This is a genomic window from Allosphingosinicella sp. (genome assembly GCF_036387615.1).
GTDB lineage: Bacteria > Pseudomonadota > Alphaproteobacteria > Sphingomonadales > Sphingomonadaceae > Allosphingosinicella.
The window spans coordinates 1-20,408 of record NZ_DASVTH010000034.1 but is presented as its reverse complement, the minus strand read 5'-3'; the positions used below and the strand labels follow the sequence as shown (position 1 = coordinate 20,408).

Here is a 20,408-nt window from a genome sequence, read left to right as displayed (position 1 = left end):
GGCGGGGCAAACTAGCGTGCAAAACGCACATGCCAAGCGCATTGTTGCTGGCCCGTGACACTGCTAGCGGCCTGCTTCCCCTATGTTGAACGACCGCTCGTCCGCCCTCTCGCTCCTGCGCACCCGCCGCTCCGGCCGCCCACGCGACCTGATCGAGCCCGGGCCGGACGCCGAGCAGTTGCGCGACATTCTCTCGATCGCCATGCGCGTGCCCGATCACGGCAAGCTTTCGCCCTGGCGCTTCATCGTCGTGCGCAAGGAGGATCGGCCCGCGCTGGAAGCTCTGCTCCACCGCGCTTTCCGGATCGGCTGCGCGGACCCGACCCGGCCGGAGTTGGAGGCGGTTACCCGTTATGCCAACCAGGCCCCCGCTCTGGTGGTGGTCCTGTCCAGCCCGATCGAGGGCCACAAGGTGCCGGTGTGGGAACAGCAGCTGTCGGCCGGCGCGGCCTGCATGAACCTGCTCAACGCGGCGCACGCGCTCGGCTTCGCGGGCGGCTGGATCACCGGCTGGCCGACTTACTCGGATGAAGTGCGCCGCGCCTTCGGACGTGACGGCGAGACGATCGCCGGCTTCATGTTCATCGGCACGCCCGGCACGCCCCTGGAGGAGCGTCCCCGTCCTGATTATGACCGGATCGTGAGCACCTGGGCGCCGTCCTTCGAGAGCGGGACTTGACTGGGCTGCTGTGTTACGACACTACATCAGGCGATGGCCAACGACGATCGCCCTGTCTACCTCCGCCTTCGCGACAACATCGCCGCCAAGATCCTCGCCGGCAGCGTTGGTGATGGCGATCCGCTGCCCTCGGTGCGCAGCCTCGCCGCCGAACATGGCGCCAATCCGCTGACGGTCGCCAAGGCCTATCAGACCTTCCAGGACGAAGGCCTGATCGTTGTCCGACGCGGTGTCGGCATGTTCGTCGCTCAGGGAGCTGCCGCCAAGCTCCGCGCCAGCGCCCGCCAGGAATTCCTGGAACAGCGCTGGCCCGCCATCGCCGCGCACATCCGCCTGCTCGGCCTCGACGCCGAAGACCTGGTCGACCGCGCGCTGGCCTGATTAGCTCGTCTTTCGTTCCCGCAGACCGGCCTTGATCGCGTGGGCGACATCGCTCGTGCGAAACGGCTTGCGCAAGATCGGCGCTTCCCTGGCGGCGGCTTCGATGGCCGCGGTCTCGGCATAGCCGGTGACGAACACGAGCTTCTGATCGTGCCGCAGCCGTCGCGCGGCTTCGGCCACTTGCGCCCCGTTCATGCCCGGCATCGCAAAATCGAGCATCAGCAGATCGAAGCTCCCCGCTTCCAGCTGGGCGAGCGCTTCCTGGCCATTCGACGCGGTCGTTACCCTGTGTCCAAGCTCCTGCAGAGTCTCCGCGAGCACACGGCGGACCTCCGGTTCATCGTCCACCACCAGCACCGACGCGTTCTCCGGGGCGGCGCCGGCATCGTCGGGCTTCAGCCCCTTGAAGTCCGGCACCGGCTCGTGAGTGCGCGGCAGGACCACGGAAACGGTCGTGCCTTCGCCGGGCGCGCTCCTGATCCGGGCCACGCCCCCCGATTGCTTGGCGACGCCGTACACCATCGACAGACCAAGCCCGGTGCCTTGTCCCACTTCTTTGGTCGTGAAGAAGGGGTCGAAGGCGCGGTCCGCAACTTCAGCCGTCATGCCGGACCCCGTGTCGAGCACGCTGAGCTCGAGATAATCTCCGTCCGTCAGGTCAGGGTCGTCATCCACATGGAGGGTGCGCGTCGACACTCTAAGCTTCCCGCCCTCCGGCATGGCGTCGCGCGCGTTGATTGCAAGGTTTAGAATGGCGAGTTCGAGCTGAGTCGGGTCGGCGAGCACCGGGGCCGCGGCATCCGCGATCTCCAACTCCAGCTCAATCGATGGGCCGAGCGTCTGGCGGAGGAGATCGCGCAAGCCCTCGACGAGAGGACCCACCTCGGTCGGCCGGACCTCCAGCCGCTGCGTGCGCGAGAAAGCGAGCAGCTGCCCGGTGAGCCTGGCGCCGCGCTCGGCCGCCTGAAGCGCGTTGCGCGTGAGGCGCTGGGTGCGTTCATCCTCCGACTTGCGGCCGATCATGTCGAGATTGCCGATCACCACCGCGAGCAGGTTGTTGAAGTCGTGCGCGATGCCGCCGGTGAGCTGGCCGACCGCGTCCATCTTCTGCGCCTGGATCAACGCGGCCTCGGCCCGCTCGCGATCCTGGATTTCGCGGTGCAGCCGTTCCAGCGCGCTGTCGCGTTCGCGCACCCGCTCAAAGAGCTGAGCGTTCGCCTCGCGCAGCTGAAGCGGGGAGGGAATGGCGAGGGCCCGGGGGATGAGAGGCCAAAGCACCATCGCGGTGCCGACCGAGGCTATGGCGGTGACAACCTTGATCAGCGCCTCCCAACCATAATCCGGGTTCCACAATGTCCAGATCGCCATCAGGTGGGTGGTGCCGCACGCGACGATGAACAGCGCGAACAGCCAGAAAATCCAGCTGAACTCGATATCCTTGCGACCGGTGACGAAGCGGACGATGGCAATGGGGATCGAGAAGTAGGCCGCCGCGATCAGCGCGTCCCCGATCACATGCGTCCAGATCAGCTCGGGCTGCCAGAGCAGGCAGTAACCATGCGGGGCAAGATCGCGCGCCCGCGTCAGGATGTCGAAATAATTGCCCATGGTCGGCCCTCTCAGGCCTAAGCTATGGCCGGGAGCCCAGAGCCACGCAATGTGGCGCGAACGCTGCAATGACAGTATGTCAGCCGGCCGCGAAGGCCTCCTCGGGGATCGAGTAAAGAATGGAGGCCGGCGCGGTGGCGGCGGCCTGGAGTCCCAGCGCCTCCGGCACGACCTGGTCGAGATAGAAGCGGCAGGCGGCCGTCTTCATGCTCCGGAAGGTCGGCTCGAGTTCCTCATCCAGCACCTGGACTTGCTTGGCCATCAGCCAGCCGCTGACGGTGACGGAGAGCATCGTCAGGAATGGATAGGAGCCGGCCAGCCGATCCTCCGGCTCCGACCGCCCATGATGCTCGGCGACCGCGACGCACGCTTCCACCAAGCTCCGCAAGGCCGACGAGCCAGCCGAATCTTGCCCGATTTCAGCCAGCAAACGCTGTAGCACGGCCCCGCCTTCCAGCCCGAGCTTTCGCCCCACCAGGTCGGCGGCCTGGATGCCATTGGTGCCCTCGTAGATCGGGGCGATGCGAGCGTCGCGATAGTGCTGGGCGGCCCCGGTCTCCTCGATAAAACCCATGCCCCCATGCACCTGCACGGCCAGGCTCGCCACCTCAACGCCGACATCGGTGCCATAGGCCTTGACCAGCGGCGTCAGCAGGTCCGCGCGAAGCTGGGCATCGCGATCACCCAACGACGCACGGTCGGTTAGGCCCGCCGTATAGTAGGTCAGCGCGCGCGCGGCCTGGGTCAGCGCCTTCATGCGCAGCAGCATGCGGCGCACGTCAGGATGGTTGATGATAGCCACCGGCTCACGTCGCGCCCAACCCGCCCGCGAACCCTGTACTCGGCTCGAGGCATAGGCGACCGCCGCTTGCGTCGCCCGCTCAGCGATCGATACACCCTGCAGGCCGACGTTCAGCCGCGCATTGTTCATCATCGTGAACATTGCGCGCATGCCGCCGCCCTCCTCGCCGATGAGCCATCCGACGCACTCGTCCGCATCGCCGAACGACATGACGCAAGTGGGGGAGGCGTGAATGCCGAGCTTGTGCTCGATCGAGACGCAGCGCACGTCGTTGTGCTCGGCGGGAGCGCCGTCGGGCCCGAGCCGGAACTTGGGTACCAGGAAGAGCGAGATGCCCCTGGTTCCGGCCGGCGCGTCCGGCAGGCGGGCGAGCACCAGGTGGACGATATTGTCAGTCAGATCATGCTCGCCGAAGGTGATGAAGATCTTTGTGCCCTTGATCGCGTAGGTGCCGTCGCCGCGCGGGCTTGCCTGCGTGCGGAGCGCGCCAACGTCGGAGCCGGCCTGCGGCTCTGTCAGGTTCATGGTGCCGTTCCACTCGCCGCTGATCAGCTTCGGCAGCCAGGTCCGCTGGAGTTCCGGCGAGCCGTGATGCTTGAGCGCCTCGACCGCGCCGGGCGTCAGCATCATGCACAGCGAGAAGGCCATGTTGGCCGAGCCGAGATCCTCCATCACGACGGTGGCGAGCGTGAAGGGCAGGCCCTGGCCGCCATGCTCGACCGGCCCCGCGAGCGTGCCCCAGCCGCCCTCGACATAGGCGCGGTAGGCGTCTTTAAAGCCCGGCGGCATCGTCACGCCCTCGGGAGACCATCGCGCCCCTGCCTGGTCGCCGACCCGGTTCAGCGGCGCGAACTCGCCTGCCGCGAAAGCGCCGGCCCCCTCCAATATGGCATCGACAAGGTCGGGCGTGGCTTCCGCGAATGCGTTGTGGCCGGTCAGCTCATCGAGCTTCACGATGTGGCGGAGGAGAAAGCGCTGTTCGGCAATGGGCGGCGTATAGGTCATTCCCGTCTTTCGCTGGAATGACGGCGTGAGCGCAAGCGGCTAAGGCGGGCGCGTGACCGAAGTCTTGCCCGCAAGCGACGCCGCAATCGCCAAAGCCGCCCAGCTGATCCTGGCGGGTCATCCGGTCGCCGTGCCCACAGAAACCGTTTATGGCCTCGCCGCCGACGCCACCAACGGCGAGGCTGTGGCACGCATCTACGCTGCCAAGGGCCGGCCCGGCTTCAATCCGCTGATCGTCCACGTGCGCAATTTCGCGCAGGCCCAGGAGATCGGGATCTTCTCCGAGCAGGCACAAGCGCTTGCGGAGACATATTGGCCTGGCCCGCTGACCCTGGTCGTCCCTCTCCGGCCGGAGGCGGGGATTGCTGACGCCGTTACCGCCGGGCTGGGCACGGTTGCGCTGCGTTGCCCGAAGCACCCGGTCATGCAGGCCCTGCTCGCCGCCACCGGGCGACCGCTTGCCGCGCCATCCGCCAATGCGAGCGGCACGATCAGCCCCACCTCCGCCGCGCACGTGCTGAAGACGCTGGGAGGTCGGATTCCGCTGGTGCTCGACGGGGGGCCAGGCGAGGTCGGGCTGGAATCGACGATTATTCGCGCGACGGACGGGAAGCTGCTCTTGCTCCGGCCAGGGCCGATCGATCTTGGAACCGCCGTTGGGCCCCCCCAATCCGCCACCAGAATCGAAGCGCCCGGCCAGCTTCGAAGCCACTACGCGCCAACCAAGCCGCTACGTCTCGACGTCACGCGGGCCGACGCCGGCGAATGGCTGATCGGCTTCGGCGCGATCAGTGGCGATTACAATCTCAGTTCGTCCGGCGATCTTGACGAAGCGGCGGTCCGGCTGTTCGCCGCCCTGCACCGGGCCGACGGCGAAGCCGCGCCGCGAATTGCGGTCGCCCCGATTCCGCGATTCGGCACGGGGCTAGCGATCAACGACCGCCTGTGCCGGGCGGCGGCGCCGCGGACCTCGCAAGAATAACAATCACGGTTTCGTCGCCCATCCGGCGACATACGTCGCGACCTGAGCACGTCCGTCGCTCCCCCCGCCTCCGCCGTCGAACAGGAAAAGCATCTTCCAGGCGGATCGGTATGCAGCGCCCATCAACTCGTTTTGGGAGAACTTACGTGTCCAGCATCAACTTCACTCAGATCGCCGCCTCCGGCATCGCTACCTTGTTCGCCACCATGATCTTCATCAGCGCGGCGGTCGGCCCGGCAGTGATCGCCTGACATGCTTCAGGCGATCATCGCACTTTACTTCCTGACCGTGCTGATCGGAGGTGCGGTCAGCCTTCACCGCGCCGTTCAGCGGAACCTGCCGCTGATCGGCGCGGCGCTGGCTTACAAGCCGCAACCCGCCGCTCGCCAGGCGAGCCTTGAACCCGCTGGGCTCCGAGCCGGAGCTTAACGGCGGTCACTGATCACTGCGTCGCGGTGAACGAAGCCGAAATAGGCAGCCGGGACAGCAAGAATGACGTGCAGCCACACATCGTTGCCGAAAATCGGAACCAGCCCGAATAGCGTGTTCGTGGCCGGGATGAGCCCGAGCACGATCAGCAGACCGTAGCTGATCGCAACGATCCTCGCGTAATTCTTGGACGCCGAAAGGCTCTTATATGCGAGAAGCCCCCATACGCCGAACAGCAGGTGCACGATGTTGTGCAAAATGTTGACCGGGAACAGCCGCATCGCATCGCCGTAGAACGAGTCCACCGCCAGTTCCGGATAATGGGCGGGGGCCGGATGCCACAGGCCGGGGATGAAGCCGGACGCGCCTGCCAGCAGGAACAGAATGCCCCAGACAAGCGCGAAAGTACGTGTATTCATGACCAATCTCCCTGATTGTCCTGGCTACGCGTACAGGCCCTCACTTCGGGCAAGTCACCAACGGGCTGCAACTCATAACGGTTCCGTCACGCTGGCGATCACCTGGGATCGGGGCCCCGCTGCGCCAGTGACGAGCGCCGCGATCGCATTCGCCATTTTCGCTCCGCCCTGCACGGAAGGTTCGATCGGGTTGGCGTAGTCGCCCTCCTCCGCGCACAGCAGGCGCAGGTCGATCAGCGGCAGGCAATGCGTGAAAGCCGCGCGCGTGATCCGGTCATTGAACAGCGACAATGCAGCCTTGATCACCTTGTGGTTCGGCGCCGAGGGCGGCGTGTCGTAGATGGTGCAGAGCGCGGTCGGGAGCCCCTGCGCGAGCACCTCTTCGAGCATCTGATCATAGTCCCCGGCAAAGCGATCCTGCGCGCCGGCGAGCATGAGCACCGCCTCGCCCACTGTCCGCGCGCTCGCGCCCAGGATGTGGGAAGTCCCGAGCGCGTCGTTGCCGCCGACGCTGAGCACGAGGTGGGTCGTGTCCCCGGGAATCCGGCTAAGCTGCGCGCCGACGCTGCGGGTCACCGCGCCGTCGACAGCAAGCAAGGTCGCCGACCAGCCGGGCGGGAGCGCGGCGCGGACCTGCTTCACCACGTCCGGTCCGCCGGGCACATAGGCTGCGTTGTCGAAGATCGAATCGCCGAGCAGGACAAGGTGGGGCATGGATTCTCCTTTGCTGCCGGCCAACGAACGAGTCTGGCAAAGGGGTCAGGCGCTTGCGGGCAGCGGTCCCCGCCCGCTACTCCTCCGGACAATCAGCGTCAGGATGTTCGTATGTTTCTGTGGGAAGTCGGCGAGATCGTCCGCAACACGCTTGCCAAGCGACCAGGCGCCTTCAAAGTGCCCGCGACGGGGCTCGAGATCTACGTCGTGCGCAATTTCCTTTCAGCGCAGGAATGTGCGGGTTTGATCAAGCGGATCGACTCGGACCTGAAGCCCTCCGGTCTGCTCGCCGACGAACCCGACCCTGAGTTCCGGACAAGCCAGACCTGCGACCTCCAGGCCTCTGATTCGCTGGTCAACCAGATCGATCATCGCATCGCCCATTTCCTGGGGCTTCCGGCGGAGTATGCCGAGACACTGCAGGGCCAGCGTTATGCCGTCGGCCAGCAGTTCAAGCCGCACCACGACTTCTTCTACACCGACCAGCCCTATTTCCCGGCGCAGGAGAAGGTCGGCGGCCAGCGCACATGGACTGCAATGGGTTGCCTCAACGACGTGTCGGCGGGCGGCCAGACCTATTTCGAGCGCGCAGGCGTTCGGATCACGCCCAAGACAGGCAACCTCATCATCTGGAACAACCTCGATCTGGCCGGCGAGCCAAATACTTATTCACTGCACCAGGGCATGCCGGTGGAGGCCGGGACCAAATACATCGTCACCAAGTGGTTCCGCGGCCGCAAATGGGGATACGAGTAGCCTAGAGCGAGTACCCGCCGTCCGCGACCAGGCAGGTGCCGGTCGTGAACGCCGCCTCCTCGGAGAGCAGGAAGACGATCTGGGCCGCGATCTCCTCCGGCTGCGCGAACCGCTCGAGCGGCGTCGCTGAGCCAGCCATCTCGCGATAGGCGGCCTCTTCACTGCCCGTCTTCTCGACAAGATCGTTGAAGAAGGGCTGGTCCGACCAGAGCGGGGTTTGCGTCCCGCCCGGGGCGATCGCGTTGACGCGGATGCGCGGCGCGCCTTCCTTGGCTGCCACGCGCGCCAGCTGGATCATCGCAGCCTTGGACGCGGCATAGGCGCCGATGCCTTTCTCGGGCTTGAAGCCCGCTGCCGACGCCGTGAGGACGATCGAACCCCCGTCCCGCATCGCCCTCATCGCGGCCCTGAGCGCAAGGAACGCGCCGTCGAGGTTGACCGCCATGACGCGCCGCCATTCGGCAAGGCTGGTCTCCGCGATTGGCGCGGCATGGCCGATGCCGGCATTCACGACTGCGTGGGTCAGGCCGGACAGATCCGCCTCCGTCCAGAGCCGCTCATCGGCGACGTCGCCAATCAGCAGCTGGCGTTCGCTCGGCAGGGAAAAGGCGAAGTCCGCCAGCTTACCCTCCTGCGAGTCGCACAGGATCAGCTTCTTTGCGCCGCGCTGTGCGAGCAGGCTGGCGGTCGCGGCGCCGATTCCGGACGCGGCGCCGGTGATCAGGGCGACGGCATTGGAGAAGTCGGACATGAGTTCCGATCTAGCGCAGCTTGGGCGCGTTCGTCACGCAGCGTTGTCGATGCCGAGCTCCCCTAGCTTGCGGTACAGCGTCGAGCGGCCGATCCCGAGCCGGCGGGCGACTTCTGTCATCCGGCCGCGGTAATGGCCGATCGCAAGCCGGATCACGTCCGCCTCGATGTCCTCCAGCGGCCGCAAATTCCCGTCGGACTCATAGAGAGTGATGCCGGGACCATGCGACAGCGCCGCGGCGTTGGATGCGCCGTTGAGCGGGCGCGCATGGTAATCGTCGGCGCGTTTGGAGAAAGTGGCTTCCTGCTTGATCTGCGGAAAGTCGGCCGCGGTGAGGGCATTTCCCTCGCAAAGAACGGCGGCGCGAAACAGCGCGTTCTGCAACTGGCGGACGTTCCCGGGCCAGCCGTAGGACATGAGCACGGCAAGTCCGTCATCGGTGATGCTGAGGTGGCGCATGCCGGGCTGCTCGGCGATCCGGCCGAGCAGGTGACGGGCAAGCGCCGGGATGTCGCTGGCGCGGGCGCGAAGCGGCGGCAGGGCCGTGTGAACGATATTGAGGCGGTAATAAAGATCCTCGCGGAACGTGCCGCGTGCCACCTCGTCGATCAAGCGGCGGTTGGTCGCGGCGATGATCCGCACATCCACGGTCTGCGAGATCCGGCTGCCGAGCCGCTGGAACTCGCCCGTCTCCAGCACCCGCAGCAGCTTGACCTGGGTCTCGAGCGGCAGTTCGCTGACTTCGTCGAGGAAGATGGTCGATCCGTCCGCGTCCTCGAACCGGCCTATGTGGCGGTCGAATGCGCCCGTGAACGCACCTTTCTCGTGCCCGAACAGCACCGAATCGACCAGATTCTCCGGAATCGCGCCGCAATTGACAGTCAACATCGGTCGCTTGGCGCGTGGGCTCGAGCTGTGAATCGCCTGGGCGATCACTTCCTTGCCCGATCCGCTCTCGCCCTCGATCAGAACGGAGACTCGCGCCCGCGCCGCTTTGGCCGCAATCGCGAGGGTTGAACGGAACTCGGGCGAGGAGCCGACGATCTCGTCGAACGCGAGCGTCTTGGAGATCTTCTCCGACAAGGGCCTGAGCTCACCGCCGCGCTGGCGCCGATCAGTCGCCGCGTTCAGCGCGGCCAGCAATCGATCCGGTGCCAGCGGCTTGACCAGGAAATCATGCGCGCCGGCCCGCATCGCCTCCACCGCCACCGCGACGGAAGTCTGGGCGGTCAGGATCAGCAGCGGCAGGTCCGGGCGAAGTGCTCTGATCTGTTCGATCACCTCGGTGCCGGCCGGACCGGGCAGCCAGTGATCGAGCAGGATCGCGTCGACATCCTTACCGGGGTCGTCCTGAAGCAATCGGGCGGCGGCATCGACGTCGGGAGCGCCCATCACCCACCAGCCGGCGCGCGCGCCAATCGCGGTCACCAGCCGACGCTGCGCGGGCTCGTCGTCGATCAGCAATAGGCAACGTGTGGCTTCAGGCCGCATGGCTTTCCTCTGGTCCGGAGAGCCCGCCTTAGCCGCTTCCGGTAAAGGGCCGCTTAAGGTCACCATCAGGGCTGCGGCCCTTTCCAGCCGCGCCCGGCATTGATAAGGATCGGCCAACACGGACAGGCAGAGGACGCGATGGCAGTCGAGGGCGAGGCGAACACCGACATCCAGGCGCATGTGAAGAGCTACGATCGCTTCTCCGCCATGATGAAATGGGGCACGATCATCAGCTTCATCGTCGCGATGATCGTCGTAATCATCATCTCCTCCTGATCAGGACGCGCGGGGGGTGAAAATCGCAGTCCTGAAGGAGACGGCCGACGGCGAACGCCGCGTCGCAGCAACCCCGGAAACGGTCAGGAAGTTCATCGGGCTCGGCGCCAGTCTGTCGGTCGAGACTGCGGCGGGCATGGCCGCCTCGATCGCCGACTCCGATTATGTCGCGGCCGGAGCCATGGTCGGTCCCCGTCAGGAAGTGCTGAACGGCGCCGAGGCGATCTTCGGCGTGCAGGGTCCAGACCCCGCCGCCTTGGCCGGCGCGGCGCCGGGCGCGCTCGTGGTGGCCGCACTCAACCCGTTCGGGGAGCGTGGCCGGGTCGACGGCTATGCCGCCGCCGGCCTGGAGGCGCTCGCGCTCGAATTCATGCCGCGCATCACGCGCGCGCAATCGATGGACATCCTGTCCAGCCAGGCCAATCTCGCCGGCTACAAGGCGGTGCTCGACGCCGCCGCCGAATATGGCCGCGCCTTTCCGATGATGATGACGGCGGCGGGCACGATCGCCGCCGCGCGCGTGTTCATCATGGGTGTCGGCGTTGCCGGCCTCCAGGCGATTGCAACCGCCCGCCGGCTGGGCGGGATCGTCTCGGCGACGGATGTCCGCGCGGCGACCAGGGAGCAGATCGAGAGCCTCGGCGCGAAGGCCATCTTCGTGGAGAAGGTGAAGGGCATCGAAGGCGAAGGCGCGGGCGGCTACGCGACGGAGATGTCGGACGAATACAAGGCCGCGCAGGCCGAGCTCGTCTCCACTCACATCGCCAAGCAGGACATCGTGATCACGACCGCGCTGATCCCCGGCCGCCCTGCGCCGCGGCTCATTTCCGATTCCCAGCTCGCCAGCATGAAGCCGGGCTCGGTGGTCGTTGATCTGGCGGTCGAGCAGGGCGGCAATGTCGAAGGCGCGGTGCTCGGCGCAGTGGCGGAGCGCCACGGTGTACGCATCGTCGGCCATCGCAACGTGCCGAGCCGCCTCGCGGCCGACGCCTCTGCGCTCTACTCCCGCAACCTGTTCAACTTCCTGTCCGCCTTCTGGGACAAAGATGCCAAGCGCCCAGTGCTGCCGGACGAGGACGAAATCGTCCAAGGCGTCCGCCTCACGCGCGGCGGCCAAGTCGTCAACCAGCGGCTGCTGGGATGAACGCGCAGGTCCGTTCGCTGTGTCTCGTTGCGCTCGCGCTTGCGGCAACAGCCAGCCAGGCCCGCGACTATCCCATCGGGGCCGGGTGGAGCCGGGCGCCGGACCTGTCCGTCTATGGCGCGCTCCGGCTTTCGTCGGAGCTGGCGCAGGAGCGGGAAGTGCTTTGCCTCGGGCATAATCCTGCCAGCGTGGAAGATCGCTGGCGGGCGGCTTACGCGGCGCGCGAGGCCTGGATCACGGACGCGCTGAGCCGGCGTTACGGCTCCGCAGCCGTCACCCGCGCCGCGGATGTGAAGGTCGGGCGCATCACCTGTACGACCTTCCGGGACGATCGCTGGCGCAAGCATCATTTCCAGATGCTGAGGCTGCTGGAATACCGGCTGGTGCCCCGCGACCACTGGAGGAGCTCCGCCCGGTGAGGTCATTTCCGCTTTCATGCTGGGTGCGCATTCGCCTGAGCGGCCGAACCGGATCGGCGAATCTTATATTGGGAGCGCTGTTAGGCGGAGCGTTAGCTGCGCCCGTAGCCGCCCAGGACCGCACGATGCGGAATATGTGGTTCGTCCAGCCGGTACCAGCTCCGGCTGGCGAGCTGGTTTTGGCCAGCGGCGACTATGTCCTGAAGCAGCGCTTGTTGCCCAGCGGATTGGCGGAATTGCGCGAAGCTTCGCAGGTGAGAGGCACGCCCCTTGCCGCCGGAACTCAACTGGTCGAGGTCACCTCGCAGGCTGGCGCCATCTTCTGCATGCCTGCCGTGCCGAAGCAGAAGTTGATCGGCGCGTCCTTCCAGCCCTGCCTTGTGGACGATGATCGTGACGGCGACTTCGACGGCTGGTTCAACGCAATCAGCGAGACCAAGGGCTTGCTGACGATCGCCGGCAAACGCCCACGCAAGTTGAAGCCGCTTTCCGCGACGCCTTACGCGAGTGTTGATCCGAACACGTTACGCGCCGACTGCTTCGTCGGAAGCGAGCGTCGAAACTTCTTCAACATCTACTCGCTTGAGAGTTTCATGATAGCCTTTGGCTGCGGGCCGCAGGCCGACAGGCTGACCGCGCCGGTCAATTTCAAATCGAGCGAAATGCCGAAAGAGGTTTCCGTACTCGGAGCGCGCTTCACTGCTCTAGGCGAAGCCGAGGGCAAGATGCGGGTCCGAGTGTCCGAGGCGATGCCGTACCAGCCGTTCGGAGTGGTCAAGACGACCACGTACCGCTTCTACTAAGGACGATTGATGAGCTTCATCGCGATCTTCTCGATCTTCGTGCTGGCCTGCTTCGTAGGCTATTTCGTGGTCTGGGGCGTTACTCCCGCGCTGCACACGCCGCTGATGGCAGTGACCAACGCCATTTCCTCGGTGATCATCGTCGGCGCGTTGATCGCGGCGGCGGAGGCGGGCTCGGCCGCGGCCAAATGGCTCGGCCTCCTGGGCGTCGTGCTGGCCAGCATCAACATCTTCGGCGGGTTCGCCGTCACCGAGCGCATGCTCGCCATGTACAAGAAAAAGGAGCGGCGCTGATGCACGAGGCCGCCGAAACTCCGGCCTGGGCGGCGCTCGCCTATCTGATTTCGGGCTCGCTGTTCATCCTCGCGCTGCGCGGGCTCTCCAGCCCGGAAAGCTCGCGCCGCGGCAATCGGCTCGGTATGGCCGGCATGGCCATCGCGGTCGTTACCACCCTCGTCACCCACCTGCCGTTCCAAGCGGGCGGCCCGTTCGACGGGGCGGCGGCGGGGAGCAACATCGACTGGGTCACGCTCGGCCTGATCCTGGCGGCGATCGCGATCGGCGCCGCAATCGGCCTGCTCACTGCCAGGCGGATCGCGATGACCGCGATGCCGCAGCTCGTCGCCGCCTTCCACAGCCTGGTCGGCCTCGCCGCCGTTCTTGTGGCGGCCGCCGCCTACCTGAATCCGGAGGCGTTCGGGATCGCGACGCGCATTACGCCGATCGCGAGCCCCTCCTTCTTCAGCATCGACCCGGTCAGCCGCGTCGAAATGGGGCTCGGCATGGCGATTGGCGCGATCACCTTCTCGGGCTCGGTGATCGCCTTTTTGAAGCTCAACGGCAACATGTCGGGCGCGCCGATCATGCTGCCCGGCCGTCACATCATCAATCTCGGCATAATCGCCGCGATCCTTGGCCTGATCGGCTACTTCCTAACCGACCAGTCTCCATGGGTGTTCTGGACCGTGACGGCTTTGTCCTTCCTGATCGGCTTCCTGCTCATCATCCCGATCGGCGGCGCGGACATGCCCGTCGTGGTCTCGATGCTGAACAGCTATTCGGGCTGGGCCGCGGCGGCGATGGGCTTCACGCTCGGCAACAGCGCGATGATCATCACCGGCGCGCTGGTTGGCTCGTCTGGCGCGATCCTGAGCTACATCATGTGCCGCGCGATGAACCGCAGCTTCATCAGCGTGATCGCGGGCGGCTTCGGCGGCGACGCGGCGATCGCCGGCGGAGGCGGCGCGATTGATCGGCCGTACAAGCGCGGCTCGGCCGAGGACGCGGCCTTCCTGATGAAGCAGGCCGAGCAGGTCATCATCGTCCCCGGCTACGGTATGGCCGTCGCGCAGGCCCAGCATGCCTTGCGCGAGATGGGGGACCTGCTCGAGGCCGAGGGCGTCAGCGTCAAATATGCGATCCATCCGGTCGCCGGCCGCATGCCGGGCCACATGAACGTGCTGCTCGCCGAAGCCAGCGTCGACTATGACAAGGTGTTCGAGCTCGAGGACATCAACTCCGAGTTCGCCCGCTCCGACGTTGCGTTCGTGATCGGCGCCAACGACGTGACCAACCCTTCCGCTAAGACCGACAAAACTTCCCCGATCTACGGCATGCCGGTGCTCGACGTCGAAAAGGCCAAGACGGTGCTGTTCGTGAAGCGCTCGATGGGCGGCGTCGGCTATGCCGGCGTGGACAACGAGCTCTTCTACCGCGACAACACGATGATGTTGCTCGCCGACGCCAAGAAAGTGGTCGAGGAGATCGTCAAGAACATGGGCCATTAGCTCCGGATCCGAGGTGCGCCCGTCGCCGCGCGACGAGCCGAGACATAGCGGTGGACAAGTTGCGCGGCGGCCCTGTCAAGAATTGCGCTCGGGGGTTAAGCTTGTTGCCGAGCAGGCGGCCAGCGGGGTCTCAGGCAAGGGGCGGAAATGCGTAAGCTGGGTATGATCGGTGGGCTGAGCTGGGTCTCGACCGCCATGTATTATGAGCAGATCAACAAGGGCGTGATCCGGCGTCAGAGCCCGCTCGCTTCGGCGCCGCTGCTGATCGAGAACCTCGATTTCGAAAGCTTCAGCCAGCTCCAGACCAGCGGCGACTGGCAGGGCGCGGGCGATGTTCTCACTGCCTCCGCCAAGCGACTGGAGCAGGCAGGGGCGGAGGGCCTCATCCTATGCAGCAATACCGCGCACAAGCTCTACGACCGCCTCGCCGGAGAGATCGGCATTCCGATCATCCATATCGGGGATGTGACCGCGGCCAAGCTGGTCAAGGACGGAGTCAAGCGAGCCGGGCTGATCGGCACCCGTTTCACCATGAGCGACAGCTTCTACCGCGACCGGATCGAAGCCCACGGAATCGCGGTTGCGGTCCCCGATCCCGGCACTGCCAAGGAGATCGATCGCATCATCTTCGAGGAACTGGTTCGCGGCACCGTATCGCGCATCTCGCAGCGTACATTGAAGACCTGCCTTACCATCATGGGCCAGGCCCGGCAGCAGGCGGTGATCCTTGGCTGCACCGAGCTCGTCCTGCTCGTCGATCCCAACGCCAACGTTCTCCCGGTCTACGACACCACCGCGCTGCACGCACAGGCGGCCGTCGACTGGATCCTCGGCGCGGAGATTGGCGCAGCCTTCAGCCAGCCGGCTGAAGCGGCTGCATGATCCTGGATTGACAGGAGCTTAGGTCGGTCGCAGCCTCCCCTGCAAGAACAGGGGATGCGGAATTCAGCCGGCTGATCCTGCCGCTCCTGGCCGAGCCGGCAAGCTGACGCGCCAGATGACGTTGCCGACATCGTCGGCGACGAGCAGCGCACCGTCCCGCGCGATCTGGACGCCCACCGGTCGGCCGAGCGCCTTGCCGTCGCTGCTGAGGAAACCCGTCAGGATGTCGCGCGGCGCGCCGGCCGGGCGCCCTGCCTGAAACGGAACGAAGATCACCTTGTAGCCGCTGCGTGGCTTGCGGTTCCACGAGCCGTGCTGTCCGATGAACGCGCCGTTCGCGAGCGCCGGGCCGAGCCGCGCGCCATCCGAGAAGGTGAGGCCGAGCGAGGCGGTGTGCGGCCCCAATGCGTAATCCGGCTTGATCGCGCGGGCGACCAGATCGGGCCGCGCAGGCTTGACGCGGGCGTCGACATTCTGACCGTAATAGCTCCACGGCCAGCCGTAGAAGCCGCCGGGACGAACGCTGGTCATGTAATCGGGAACAAGATCGCTGCCGAGCTCGTCGCGCTCATTGACCGAAGTCCACAAGGCGCCGCTCTCAGGGTTCCAGTCGATCCCGACCGGGTTGCGGAGACCCGAGGCGAATACCCGCTTGGCGCCGGTTGCCGCGTCGATCTGCAGGATGGCGGCGCGCTCCTGCTCTTCCGCCATGCCATGCTCGGCGACGTTGCTGTTCGATCCGACGCCGACATAGAGCCGCGATCCGTCTGCGCTCGCGACCAGGCTTTTCGTCCAATGGTGGTTGCGCCCGGCGGGCAGGTCGGCAATCTTTCGCGGCTGCGCGTCTATCCGGGTCGCGCCCTCCACATAGGGATAGGCGATAAGCGCGTTCGCGTTGGCGACATAGAGGGTGCTGCCGACCAGGGCCATTCCGAACGGCGAGTAAAGGCCGGTGAGGAACGGCGTCTTCAACTCCGCCACGCCGTCGCCGTCAGCGTCGCGAAGGAGCGTGATCCGGTTCGCGCTCGGCACACCCGCGCCCGCGCTCTTCATCACGCGGCTGGCAAACCAATCCTTTAGCCCGCCGCTTTTCGCCTCCTTTGGCTTAGGGGGCTTGTTGCTTTCCGCGACCAGGATGTCGCCATTGGGGAGCATTGTCATCCAGCGCGGATGGTCGAGCCCCGCTGCAAAGCCGTTCACTCGCAGCCCGGCCGCGGCGGTGGGCATGCCACCGGCAGGCCAGCCGGTCCGCTCGGCGATGTTGACGGTCGGGATCAGCGTCTTGACCGGCGCGGGCAGCCTCGGATCCGGGCCGAACCCCTCGGCCACGTCCAGTTTCGCCCGCTCCCCGCAGCCGGCGAGGGCGACGGCGCCGAATGACGCGATCAGAAGGGCGTTTCGCATCAGCCTTACAACTCCGCCAGAACGCTTTCTTCCGGTGCGTGCAGCCGCAGCCGATTGACCCGCCGCGCGTCGCTGTCCGTCACTTCCAGCCGCCAGCCGCTCGGATGCGCCACGATCTCCCCGGTTTGCGGCACGTGCCCGGCCAGGATCACCGCCAGCCCGCCCAGCGTGTCCACATCTTCCTCGACGTCGCCGAGGCGGGTGTCGACCGTTTCCGCAACCTCTTCCAGCTCGGCCCGGGCATCGGCATCCCACATGCCGTCTTCGAGCGGGATCAGCATGCCTGCCGGCTCTTCGTCATGCTCGTCCTCGATCTCGCCGACGATTTCCTCGACCACGTCCTCGATGGTGACCAGGCCCTCCGTCCCGCCAAACTCGTCGACGACGATCGCGAGATGCACGCGATCGGCGCGCATGCGGGCCAGCAGATCAAGCACTCCCATGGATTCCGGCACGAACAGGGGCGCGCGGAGCAAGGTGCGCAAGTCGTCCGGCGGGTTCGCGCCGGTGACGTTCAAAGCGAAGACGTCTTTGATGTGCACCATGCCGATGACGTGATCGAGGCTCTCCTCGTAGACCGGCAGCCGGCTGTGCCCAGCCTCCGCGAATGCTGCGACGAGGTCCCCGAAGCTGGTCGTGACCGGCACCGCGATGATGTCTCCGCGCGGGACCGCGATGTCGCCGACGTCGCTCTCTCCGAAATGGAGCAGATTGCGCAGCATCTGCCGCTCGACATGGCTGAGATCGCCGACCGCGGGCACCTCGCCCTCATGGCTGTCGATCGCTTCCTCGATCTCGTCGCGAAGCGTCGGTTCGTTGTCGTCACCGAACAGGAGCGTGCGAAGTCCGCCCCAAAAGGTGCGCCGGTCCGCTCGGCCGTTTCGACTGTCGTCCTCGTCAGGCATGGTGGCGGGCTTCAAACCTCCGTCAAAAGATATGGATCGGCAATTCCCAGCGAAGACAGCGCATCTCGCTCCACGGCTTCCATTGCGTCCGCGTGGTCCTCACCCTTTTCGTGATCATAGCCGAGCAGGTGGAGGGTTCCGTGGACCACGAGATGCGTCGCATGGTGCTCGACGGGGACGCGCTTTTCCGCGGCCTCGGAAAGGCACACGCCGCGCGCGAGAACAACATCGCCGAGCAGCAACTCGCCTTCGCCCCCGATTGCAATCTGATCGATCAGCTCGGGCTCGACCATGGGAAAGGAGAGGACGTTCGTGGGCTTGTCCTTGCCGCGATAGGTCGCATTCAGCGCTCGCACCTCCTCGTCGCCGGTGAAGCGGACGGAAACCTCGATCGCGAGCGGGGCTTCGATGAGATTGGCGAAATCGCTTTTCTCCAAAGCCGCTCGAACGGCGCGATCCGACAGGGCGCTCCAATCGATCCTACTGTCCCATTCCTCGGACACGTCAGCCTCGACCGTGATCACGCGCTTTGCGTTCCCTCATAAGCGTCGACGATCCTGCCCACGAGCGGGTGCCGGACAACGTCGGCCGAGCTGAACCGGACCGTCGCGATCTTGGGGATGCCCTCCAGCTTCGTCACGGCGTCGGCCAGCCCGGACATGCCCGGGTTGGGCAGATCGACCTGCTTGGGATCCCCACAGATCACCATCCGGCTGCGCATGCCGAAGCGGGTCAGGAACATCTTCATCTGCTGCGGCGTGGTATTCTGAGCCTCGTCGAGGATGATGAAGGCGTCCCCGAGCGTGCGGCCCCGCATGAAGGCGATCGGCGCGATCTCAATCTCGCCGCTCGCGATCCGCCGCTCGACCTGCTCGGTCGGCAGCATGTCGTAGAGCGCATCGTAGAGCGGACGCAGATAGGGGTCGACCTTCTCCTTCATGTCGCCGGGCAGGAAGCCAAGCCGCTCGCCGGCTTCCACCGCCGGGCGTGACAGGATCAGCCGATCCACAGAGCCGCCGATCAGCTGCTGCACAGCCTGCGCCACCGCCAGGTAGGTCTTGCCCGTCCCGGCCGGACCCAGCGCGAAGATCATCTCGTCACGCCCAAGCGCCTCCATGTAGAGGGCCTGAGTCTTGGAGCGCGGAACAATGGTCTTCTTGCGCGTCCGGATCATCACCTTGGGCGGCTCGGCGACATCCGTCGAGATGATCCCGTCCAGCACCGGCTGACCGGACATGGCGATCACCGCATCGACCATCCCCGCGTCGATGTCGTGGCCCTCATCCAGTCGGTTGTAGAGGCCTTGCAACACGTCTCGGGCGCGCGCGGCGGCTTCCGGCTCACCCTCGATCTGCACGCGCGATCCGCGCGCCGCGATGTACACGCCAAGCCGATCCTCGATCGCGACCAGGTTGCGATCGAACTCGCCGAACAAGGGCCCGAGCAAATGCGGTTCGGCGAACTGGAGCTCGACGCGGGCGCGCGGCGGCGTGGCGGCCGTGGCCGGCTTCTTGGGTTGAGCCATCAGGCTGCGATCTCGGCAAGGGCCGGCGCGGCCGCACGCCCGCCGACGCTGTTCGGCCCGGCCGAGACGATCTCGACCTCCATGATCTCCCCGATACGGGCGCCCGTCTGCACGTGCACGGATTGGAGCCAGGGCGACTTGCCGAGCATCTGGCCCGGCTTCTTGCCGCGGCGCTCGATCAGCACGTCGGTGCGCCGGCCGACACTGGCCTGGTTGAACGCATGCTGCTGCTCATTGAGGAGCGCCTGCAGCCGCTGCAATCTTTCGTCCATAATCTCCGGTGCAACCTGTTGGTCCATCGCCGCAGCCGGCGTGCCCGGCCGCGGCGAGTATTTGAACGAGTAAGCCTGCGCGTAGTTCACTTCGGCGACGATGCCGAGCGTTTCAGCGAACTCCGCGTCCGTCTCACCTGGGAAGCCGACGATGAAATCGCCGGAAACGGCGATGTCGGGCCGAGCCGCACGAATCTGCTCGATGAGCCGCAGGTAGCTGTCTCGGCCGTGGCTGCGGTTCATCGCCTTCAAAATCCGCGTGCTCCCCGACTGCACGGGCAGGTGCAGGAACGGCATCAGCTTTTCGACGTCAGCATGGGCGCGGATCAGGCCCTCGCTCATGTCGTTGGGGTGGCTGGTCGTGTAGCGGATACGGTGCAGGCCCGGGATGCGGTCCAGGGCTGCGATCAGGTGGTGGAGCCCGCGCCCATCAACATCCGCCCAGGCATTCACGTTCTGGCCGAGAAGCGTGATCTCCTTCGCGCCCATGTCGACCAGCGCCTTGGCCTCGTCGAGAATCGCGCTCCAGGGACGGGAAATCTCGGCGCCGCGCGTGTAAGGAACGACGCAGTAGGTGCAGAACTTGTCGCAGCCTTCCTGAACCGTCAGGAAAGCGCTTGGCCCCTGGCTGCGGCGGGCGGGAAGAGCCCCGAATTTGGTTTGCGCGGGCATGTCTGTGTCGAGGGCTCGCCCTCCGCCCGCGGCCGCCGCGATCATGCCCGGCAGCCGGTGATAAGCCTGCGGGCCGACCACGATGTCGACGCTCGGAGCACGACGCGGGATCTCGGCCGCTTCCGCCTGCGCCACGCACCCGGCGACCGCGATCATCGGCCGCGATCCATCCTCGCGCCTCAACCGACCGATGTCGGAATAGACCTTCTCCGCCGCTCTCTCGCGGATGTGGCAGGTGTTGAGCACCACCAGATCGGCCTCGCCGCCGTCGACGGCCTGCATGCCCTGCGCGGCAAGCAGCT

Annotated in this window: 23 protein-coding genes; 12 read left to right on the top strand and 11 right to left on the bottom strand. The window is 66.1% G+C overall.

The window, feature by feature from the left end:
- The first annotated feature begins 82 nt into the window (after positions 1–82).
- Positions 83–679, top strand: a complete 597-nt coding sequence (locus VF631_RS06815) for a nitroreductase family protein (RefSeq protein WP_431849529.1) — start codon at positions 83–85, stop codon at positions 677–679.
- 33 nt (positions 680–712) lie between these two features.
- Positions 713–1,060 (top strand): GntR family transcriptional regulator, encoded by a 348-nt coding sequence (locus VF631_RS06810; protein ID WP_431849528.1) that lies wholly within the window; start codon positions 713–715, stop codon positions 1,058–1,060.
- Here VF631_RS06810 and VF631_RS06805 read toward each other — a convergent pair whose 3' ends face one another.
- Positions 1,061–2,668 carry an ATP-binding protein gene (locus VF631_RS06805; protein WP_431849527.1) on the bottom strand — a complete coding sequence of 536 codons (1,608 nt, stop codon included), beginning with the start codon at positions 2,666–2,668 and terminating at the stop codon, positions 1,061–1,063.
- Between the two features lie 79 nt (positions 2,669–2,747).
- Positions 2,748–4,475: an acyl-CoA dehydrogenase gene (locus VF631_RS06800; RefSeq protein ID WP_431849526.1), complete on the bottom strand. Its 1,728-nt coding sequence runs from the start codon at positions 4,473–4,475 to the stop codon at positions 2,748–2,750.
- 52 nt (positions 4,476–4,527) lie between these two features.
- Between VF631_RS06800 and VF631_RS06795 the strand changes: the two genes are divergently transcribed.
- Positions 4,528–5,457 carry an L-threonylcarbamoyladenylate synthase gene (locus tag VF631_RS06795; RefSeq protein ID WP_431849525.1) on the top strand — a complete coding sequence of 310 codons (930 nt, stop codon included), beginning with the start codon at positions 4,528–4,530 and terminating at the stop codon, positions 5,455–5,457.
- Positions 5,458–5,709: 252 nt separating this feature from the next.
- Positions 5,710–5,886 carry a hypothetical protein gene (locus VF631_RS06790; RefSeq protein ID WP_431849524.1) on the top strand — a complete coding sequence of 59 codons (177 nt, stop codon included), beginning with the start codon at positions 5,710–5,712 and terminating at the stop codon, positions 5,884–5,886.
- On the opposite strand, the gene VF631_RS06785 is transcribed toward VF631_RS06790, so the two are convergent.
- Both VF631_RS06785 and VF631_RS06780 read right to left on the bottom strand, forming a co-directional pair.
- The gene (locus tag VF631_RS06785; RefSeq protein WP_431849523.1) at positions 5,883–6,305 is read right to left on the bottom strand and encodes a DUF4383 domain-containing protein; all 423 of its coding nucleotides are present in this window, start codon (positions 6,303–6,305) and stop codon (positions 5,883–5,885) included. The two genes, VF631_RS06790 and VF631_RS06785, sit on opposite strands and share 4 nt — an antisense overlap.
- 72 nt (positions 6,306–6,377) lie before the next feature.
- A complete protein-coding gene (locus tag VF631_RS06780; protein ID WP_431849522.1) occupies positions 6,378–7,019 on the bottom strand; it encodes an SGNH/GDSL hydrolase family protein in 642 nt (213 codons plus the stop codon).
- A 111-nt stretch (positions 7,020–7,130) separates the two neighbouring features.
- Between VF631_RS06780 and VF631_RS06775 the strand changes: the two genes are divergently transcribed.
- Positions 7,131–7,775 carry a prolyl hydroxylase family protein gene (locus VF631_RS06775; RefSeq protein WP_431849521.1) on the top strand — a complete coding sequence of 215 codons (645 nt, stop codon included), beginning with the start codon at positions 7,131–7,133 and terminating at the stop codon, positions 7,773–7,775.
- Position 7,776: 1 nt separating this feature from the next.
- Here the strand turns inward: VF631_RS06775 and VF631_RS06770 are convergent, their stop codons facing one another.
- Together VF631_RS06770 and VF631_RS06765 are read right to left on the bottom strand one after the other, a co-directional pair.
- Complete coding sequence (locus tag VF631_RS06770) at positions 7,777–8,526, bottom strand: SDR family NAD(P)-dependent oxidoreductase (protein WP_431849520.1); 750 nt, start codon at positions 8,524–8,526, stop codon at positions 7,777–7,779.
- 33 nt (positions 8,527–8,559) lie between these two features.
- Positions 8,560–10,017 carry a sigma-54-dependent transcriptional regulator gene (locus VF631_RS06765; RefSeq protein ID WP_431849519.1) on the bottom strand — a complete coding sequence of 486 codons (1,458 nt, stop codon included), beginning with the start codon at positions 10,015–10,017 and terminating at the stop codon, positions 8,560–8,562.
- Positions 10,018–10,155: 138 nt separating this feature from the next.
- Between VF631_RS06765 and VF631_RS06760 the strand changes: the two genes are divergently transcribed.
- From VF631_RS06760 to VF631_RS06730, 7 genes are all read left to right on the top strand, one after another.
- Positions 10,156–10,293, top strand: coding sequence for an aa3-type cytochrome c oxidase subunit IV (locus tag VF631_RS06760; RefSeq protein ID WP_431849518.1), 138 nt, complete (start codon positions 10,156–10,158; stop codon positions 10,291–10,293).
- A 16-nt stretch (positions 10,294–10,309) separates the two neighbouring features.
- On the top strand, positions 10,310–11,437 hold the full coding sequence (locus tag VF631_RS06755) for an NAD(P) transhydrogenase subunit alpha (protein WP_431849517.1): 1,128 nt from the start codon (positions 10,310–10,312) through the stop codon (positions 11,435–11,437).
- A complete protein-coding gene (locus VF631_RS06750) occupies positions 11,434–11,856 on the top strand; it encodes a hypothetical protein (RefSeq protein ID WP_431849516.1) in 423 nt (140 codons plus the stop codon). Before VF631_RS06755 ends, VF631_RS06750 begins: the two co-directional genes overlap by 4 nt.
- A 125-nt stretch (positions 11,857–11,981) precedes the next feature.
- Positions 11,982–12,659: a hypothetical protein gene (locus VF631_RS06745; RefSeq protein WP_431849515.1), complete on the top strand. Its 678-nt coding sequence runs from the start codon at positions 11,982–11,984 to the stop codon at positions 12,657–12,659.
- Positions 12,660–12,668: 9 nt separating this feature from the next.
- On the top strand, positions 12,669–12,953 hold the full coding sequence (locus VF631_RS06740) for a proton-translocating transhydrogenase family protein (RefSeq protein ID WP_431849514.1): 285 nt from the start codon (positions 12,669–12,671) through the stop codon (positions 12,951–12,953).
- Positions 12,953–14,446, top strand: coding sequence for an NAD(P)(+) transhydrogenase (Re/Si-specific) subunit beta (locus tag VF631_RS06735; RefSeq protein WP_431849513.1), 1,494 nt, complete (start codon positions 12,953–12,955; stop codon positions 14,444–14,446). The genes VF631_RS06740 and VF631_RS06735 overlap by 1 nt, the downstream gene beginning before the upstream one ends.
- 147 nt (positions 14,447–14,593) lie before the next feature.
- Entirely contained in the window at positions 14,594–15,328 is a 735-nt protein-coding gene (locus VF631_RS06730; protein ID WP_431849512.1) for an aspartate/glutamate racemase family protein, read from the top strand.
- 63 nt (positions 15,329–15,391) lie between these two features.
- Here the strand turns inward: VF631_RS06730 and VF631_RS06725 are convergent, their stop codons facing one another.
- Genes VF631_RS06725 through miaB form a run of 5 tightly spaced genes read right to left on the bottom strand, consistent with a single transcriptional unit; the run spans position 15,392 to position 20,406 of the window.
- Positions 15,392–16,732: a PQQ-dependent sugar dehydrogenase gene (locus VF631_RS06725; RefSeq protein ID WP_431849511.1), complete on the bottom strand. Its 1,341-nt coding sequence runs from the start codon at positions 16,730–16,732 to the stop codon at positions 15,392–15,394.
- A gap of 5 nt (positions 16,733–16,737) precedes the next feature.
- Positions 16,738–17,637, bottom strand: a complete 900-nt coding sequence (locus VF631_RS06720) for a hemolysin family protein (protein ID WP_431849510.1) — start codon at positions 17,635–17,637, stop codon at positions 16,738–16,740.
- Between the two features lie 11 nt (positions 17,638–17,648).
- Entirely contained in the window at positions 17,649–18,161 is a 513-nt protein-coding gene (ybeY, locus tag VF631_RS06715) for an rRNA maturation RNase YbeY (RefSeq protein WP_431849509.1), read from the bottom strand.
- On the bottom strand, positions 18,158–19,162 hold the full coding sequence (locus VF631_RS06710) for a PhoH family protein (RefSeq protein WP_431849508.1): 1,005 nt from the start codon (positions 19,160–19,162) through the stop codon (positions 18,158–18,160). Before VF631_RS06710 ends, ybeY begins: the two co-directional genes overlap by 4 nt.
- Positions 19,162–20,406: a tRNA (N6-isopentenyl adenosine(37)-C2)-methylthiotransferase MiaB gene (miaB, locus tag VF631_RS06705; protein WP_431849507.1), complete on the bottom strand. Its 1,245-nt coding sequence runs from the start codon at positions 20,404–20,406 to the stop codon at positions 19,162–19,164. Before miaB ends, VF631_RS06710 begins: the two co-directional genes overlap by 1 nt.
- Positions 20,407–20,408: the final 2 nt, after the last annotated feature.

Excerpts from the sequence above, each read along its gene's own strand:
- VF631_RS06760 (WP_431849518.1), top strand. The coding sequence starts at position 10,156 with ATGGCAGTCGAGGGCGAGGCGAACACCGACATCCAGGCGCATGTGAAG.
- VF631_RS06730 (WP_431849512.1), top strand. The coding sequence starts at position 14,594 with ATGCGTAAGCTGGGTATGATCGGTGGGCTGAGCTGGGTCTCGACCGCC.
- VF631_RS06785 (WP_431849523.1), bottom strand. The coding sequence starts at position 6,305 with ATGAATACACGTACTTTCGCGCTTGTCTGGGGCATTCTGTTCCTGCTG.
- VF631_RS06815 (WP_431849529.1), top strand. The coding sequence starts at position 83 with ATGTTGAACGACCGCTCGTCCGCCCTCTCGCTCCTGCGCACCCGCCGC.
- VF631_RS06745 (WP_431849515.1), top strand. The coding sequence starts at position 11,982 with ATGCGGAATATGTGGTTCGTCCAGCCGGTACCAGCTCCGGCTGGCGAG.
- VF631_RS06710 (WP_431849508.1), bottom strand. The coding sequence starts at position 19,162 with ATGGCTCAACCCAAGAAGCCGGCCACGGCCGCCACGCCGCCGCGCGCC.
- VF631_RS06770 (WP_431849520.1), bottom strand. The coding sequence starts at position 8,526 with ATGTCCGACTTCTCCAATGCCGTCGCCCTGATCACCGGCGCCGCGTCC.
- VF631_RS06725 (WP_431849511.1), bottom strand. The coding sequence starts at position 16,732 with ATGCGAAACGCCCTTCTGATCGCGTCATTCGGCGCCGTCGCCCTCGCC.
- VF631_RS06720 (WP_431849510.1), bottom strand. The coding sequence starts at position 17,637 with ATGCCTGACGAGGACGACAGTCGAAACGGCCGAGCGGACCGGCGCACC.
- VF631_RS06775 (WP_431849521.1), top strand. The coding sequence starts at position 7,131 with ATGTTTCTGTGGGAAGTCGGCGAGATCGTCCGCAACACGCTTGCCAAG.
- VF631_RS06780 (WP_431849522.1), bottom strand. The coding sequence starts at position 7,019 with ATGCCCCACCTTGTCCTGCTCGGCGATTCGATCTTCGACAACGCAGCC.
- VF631_RS06765 (WP_431849519.1), bottom strand. The coding sequence starts at position 10,017 with ATGCGGCCTGAAGCCACACGTTGCCTATTGCTGATCGACGACGAGCCC.
- VF631_RS06810 (WP_431849528.1), top strand. The coding sequence starts at position 713 with ATGGCCAACGACGATCGCCCTGTCTACCTCCGCCTTCGCGACAACATC.
- VF631_RS06735 (WP_431849513.1), top strand. The coding sequence starts at position 12,953 with ATGCACGAGGCCGCCGAAACTCCGGCCTGGGCGGCGCTCGCCTATCTG.
- VF631_RS06790 (WP_431849524.1), top strand. The coding sequence starts at position 5,710 with ATGCTTCAGGCGATCATCGCACTTTACTTCCTGACCGTGCTGATCGGA.
- VF631_RS06805 (WP_431849527.1), bottom strand. The coding sequence starts at position 2,668 with ATGGGCAATTATTTCGACATCCTGACGCGGGCGCGCGATCTTGCCCCG.
- VF631_RS06750 (WP_431849516.1), top strand. The coding sequence starts at position 11,434 with ATGAACGCGCAGGTCCGTTCGCTGTGTCTCGTTGCGCTCGCGCTTGCG.
- VF631_RS06740 (WP_431849514.1), top strand. The coding sequence starts at position 12,669 with ATGAGCTTCATCGCGATCTTCTCGATCTTCGTGCTGGCCTGCTTCGTA.
- VF631_RS06800 (WP_431849526.1), bottom strand. The coding sequence starts at position 4,475 with ATGACCTATACGCCGCCCATTGCCGAACAGCGCTTTCTCCTCCGCCAC.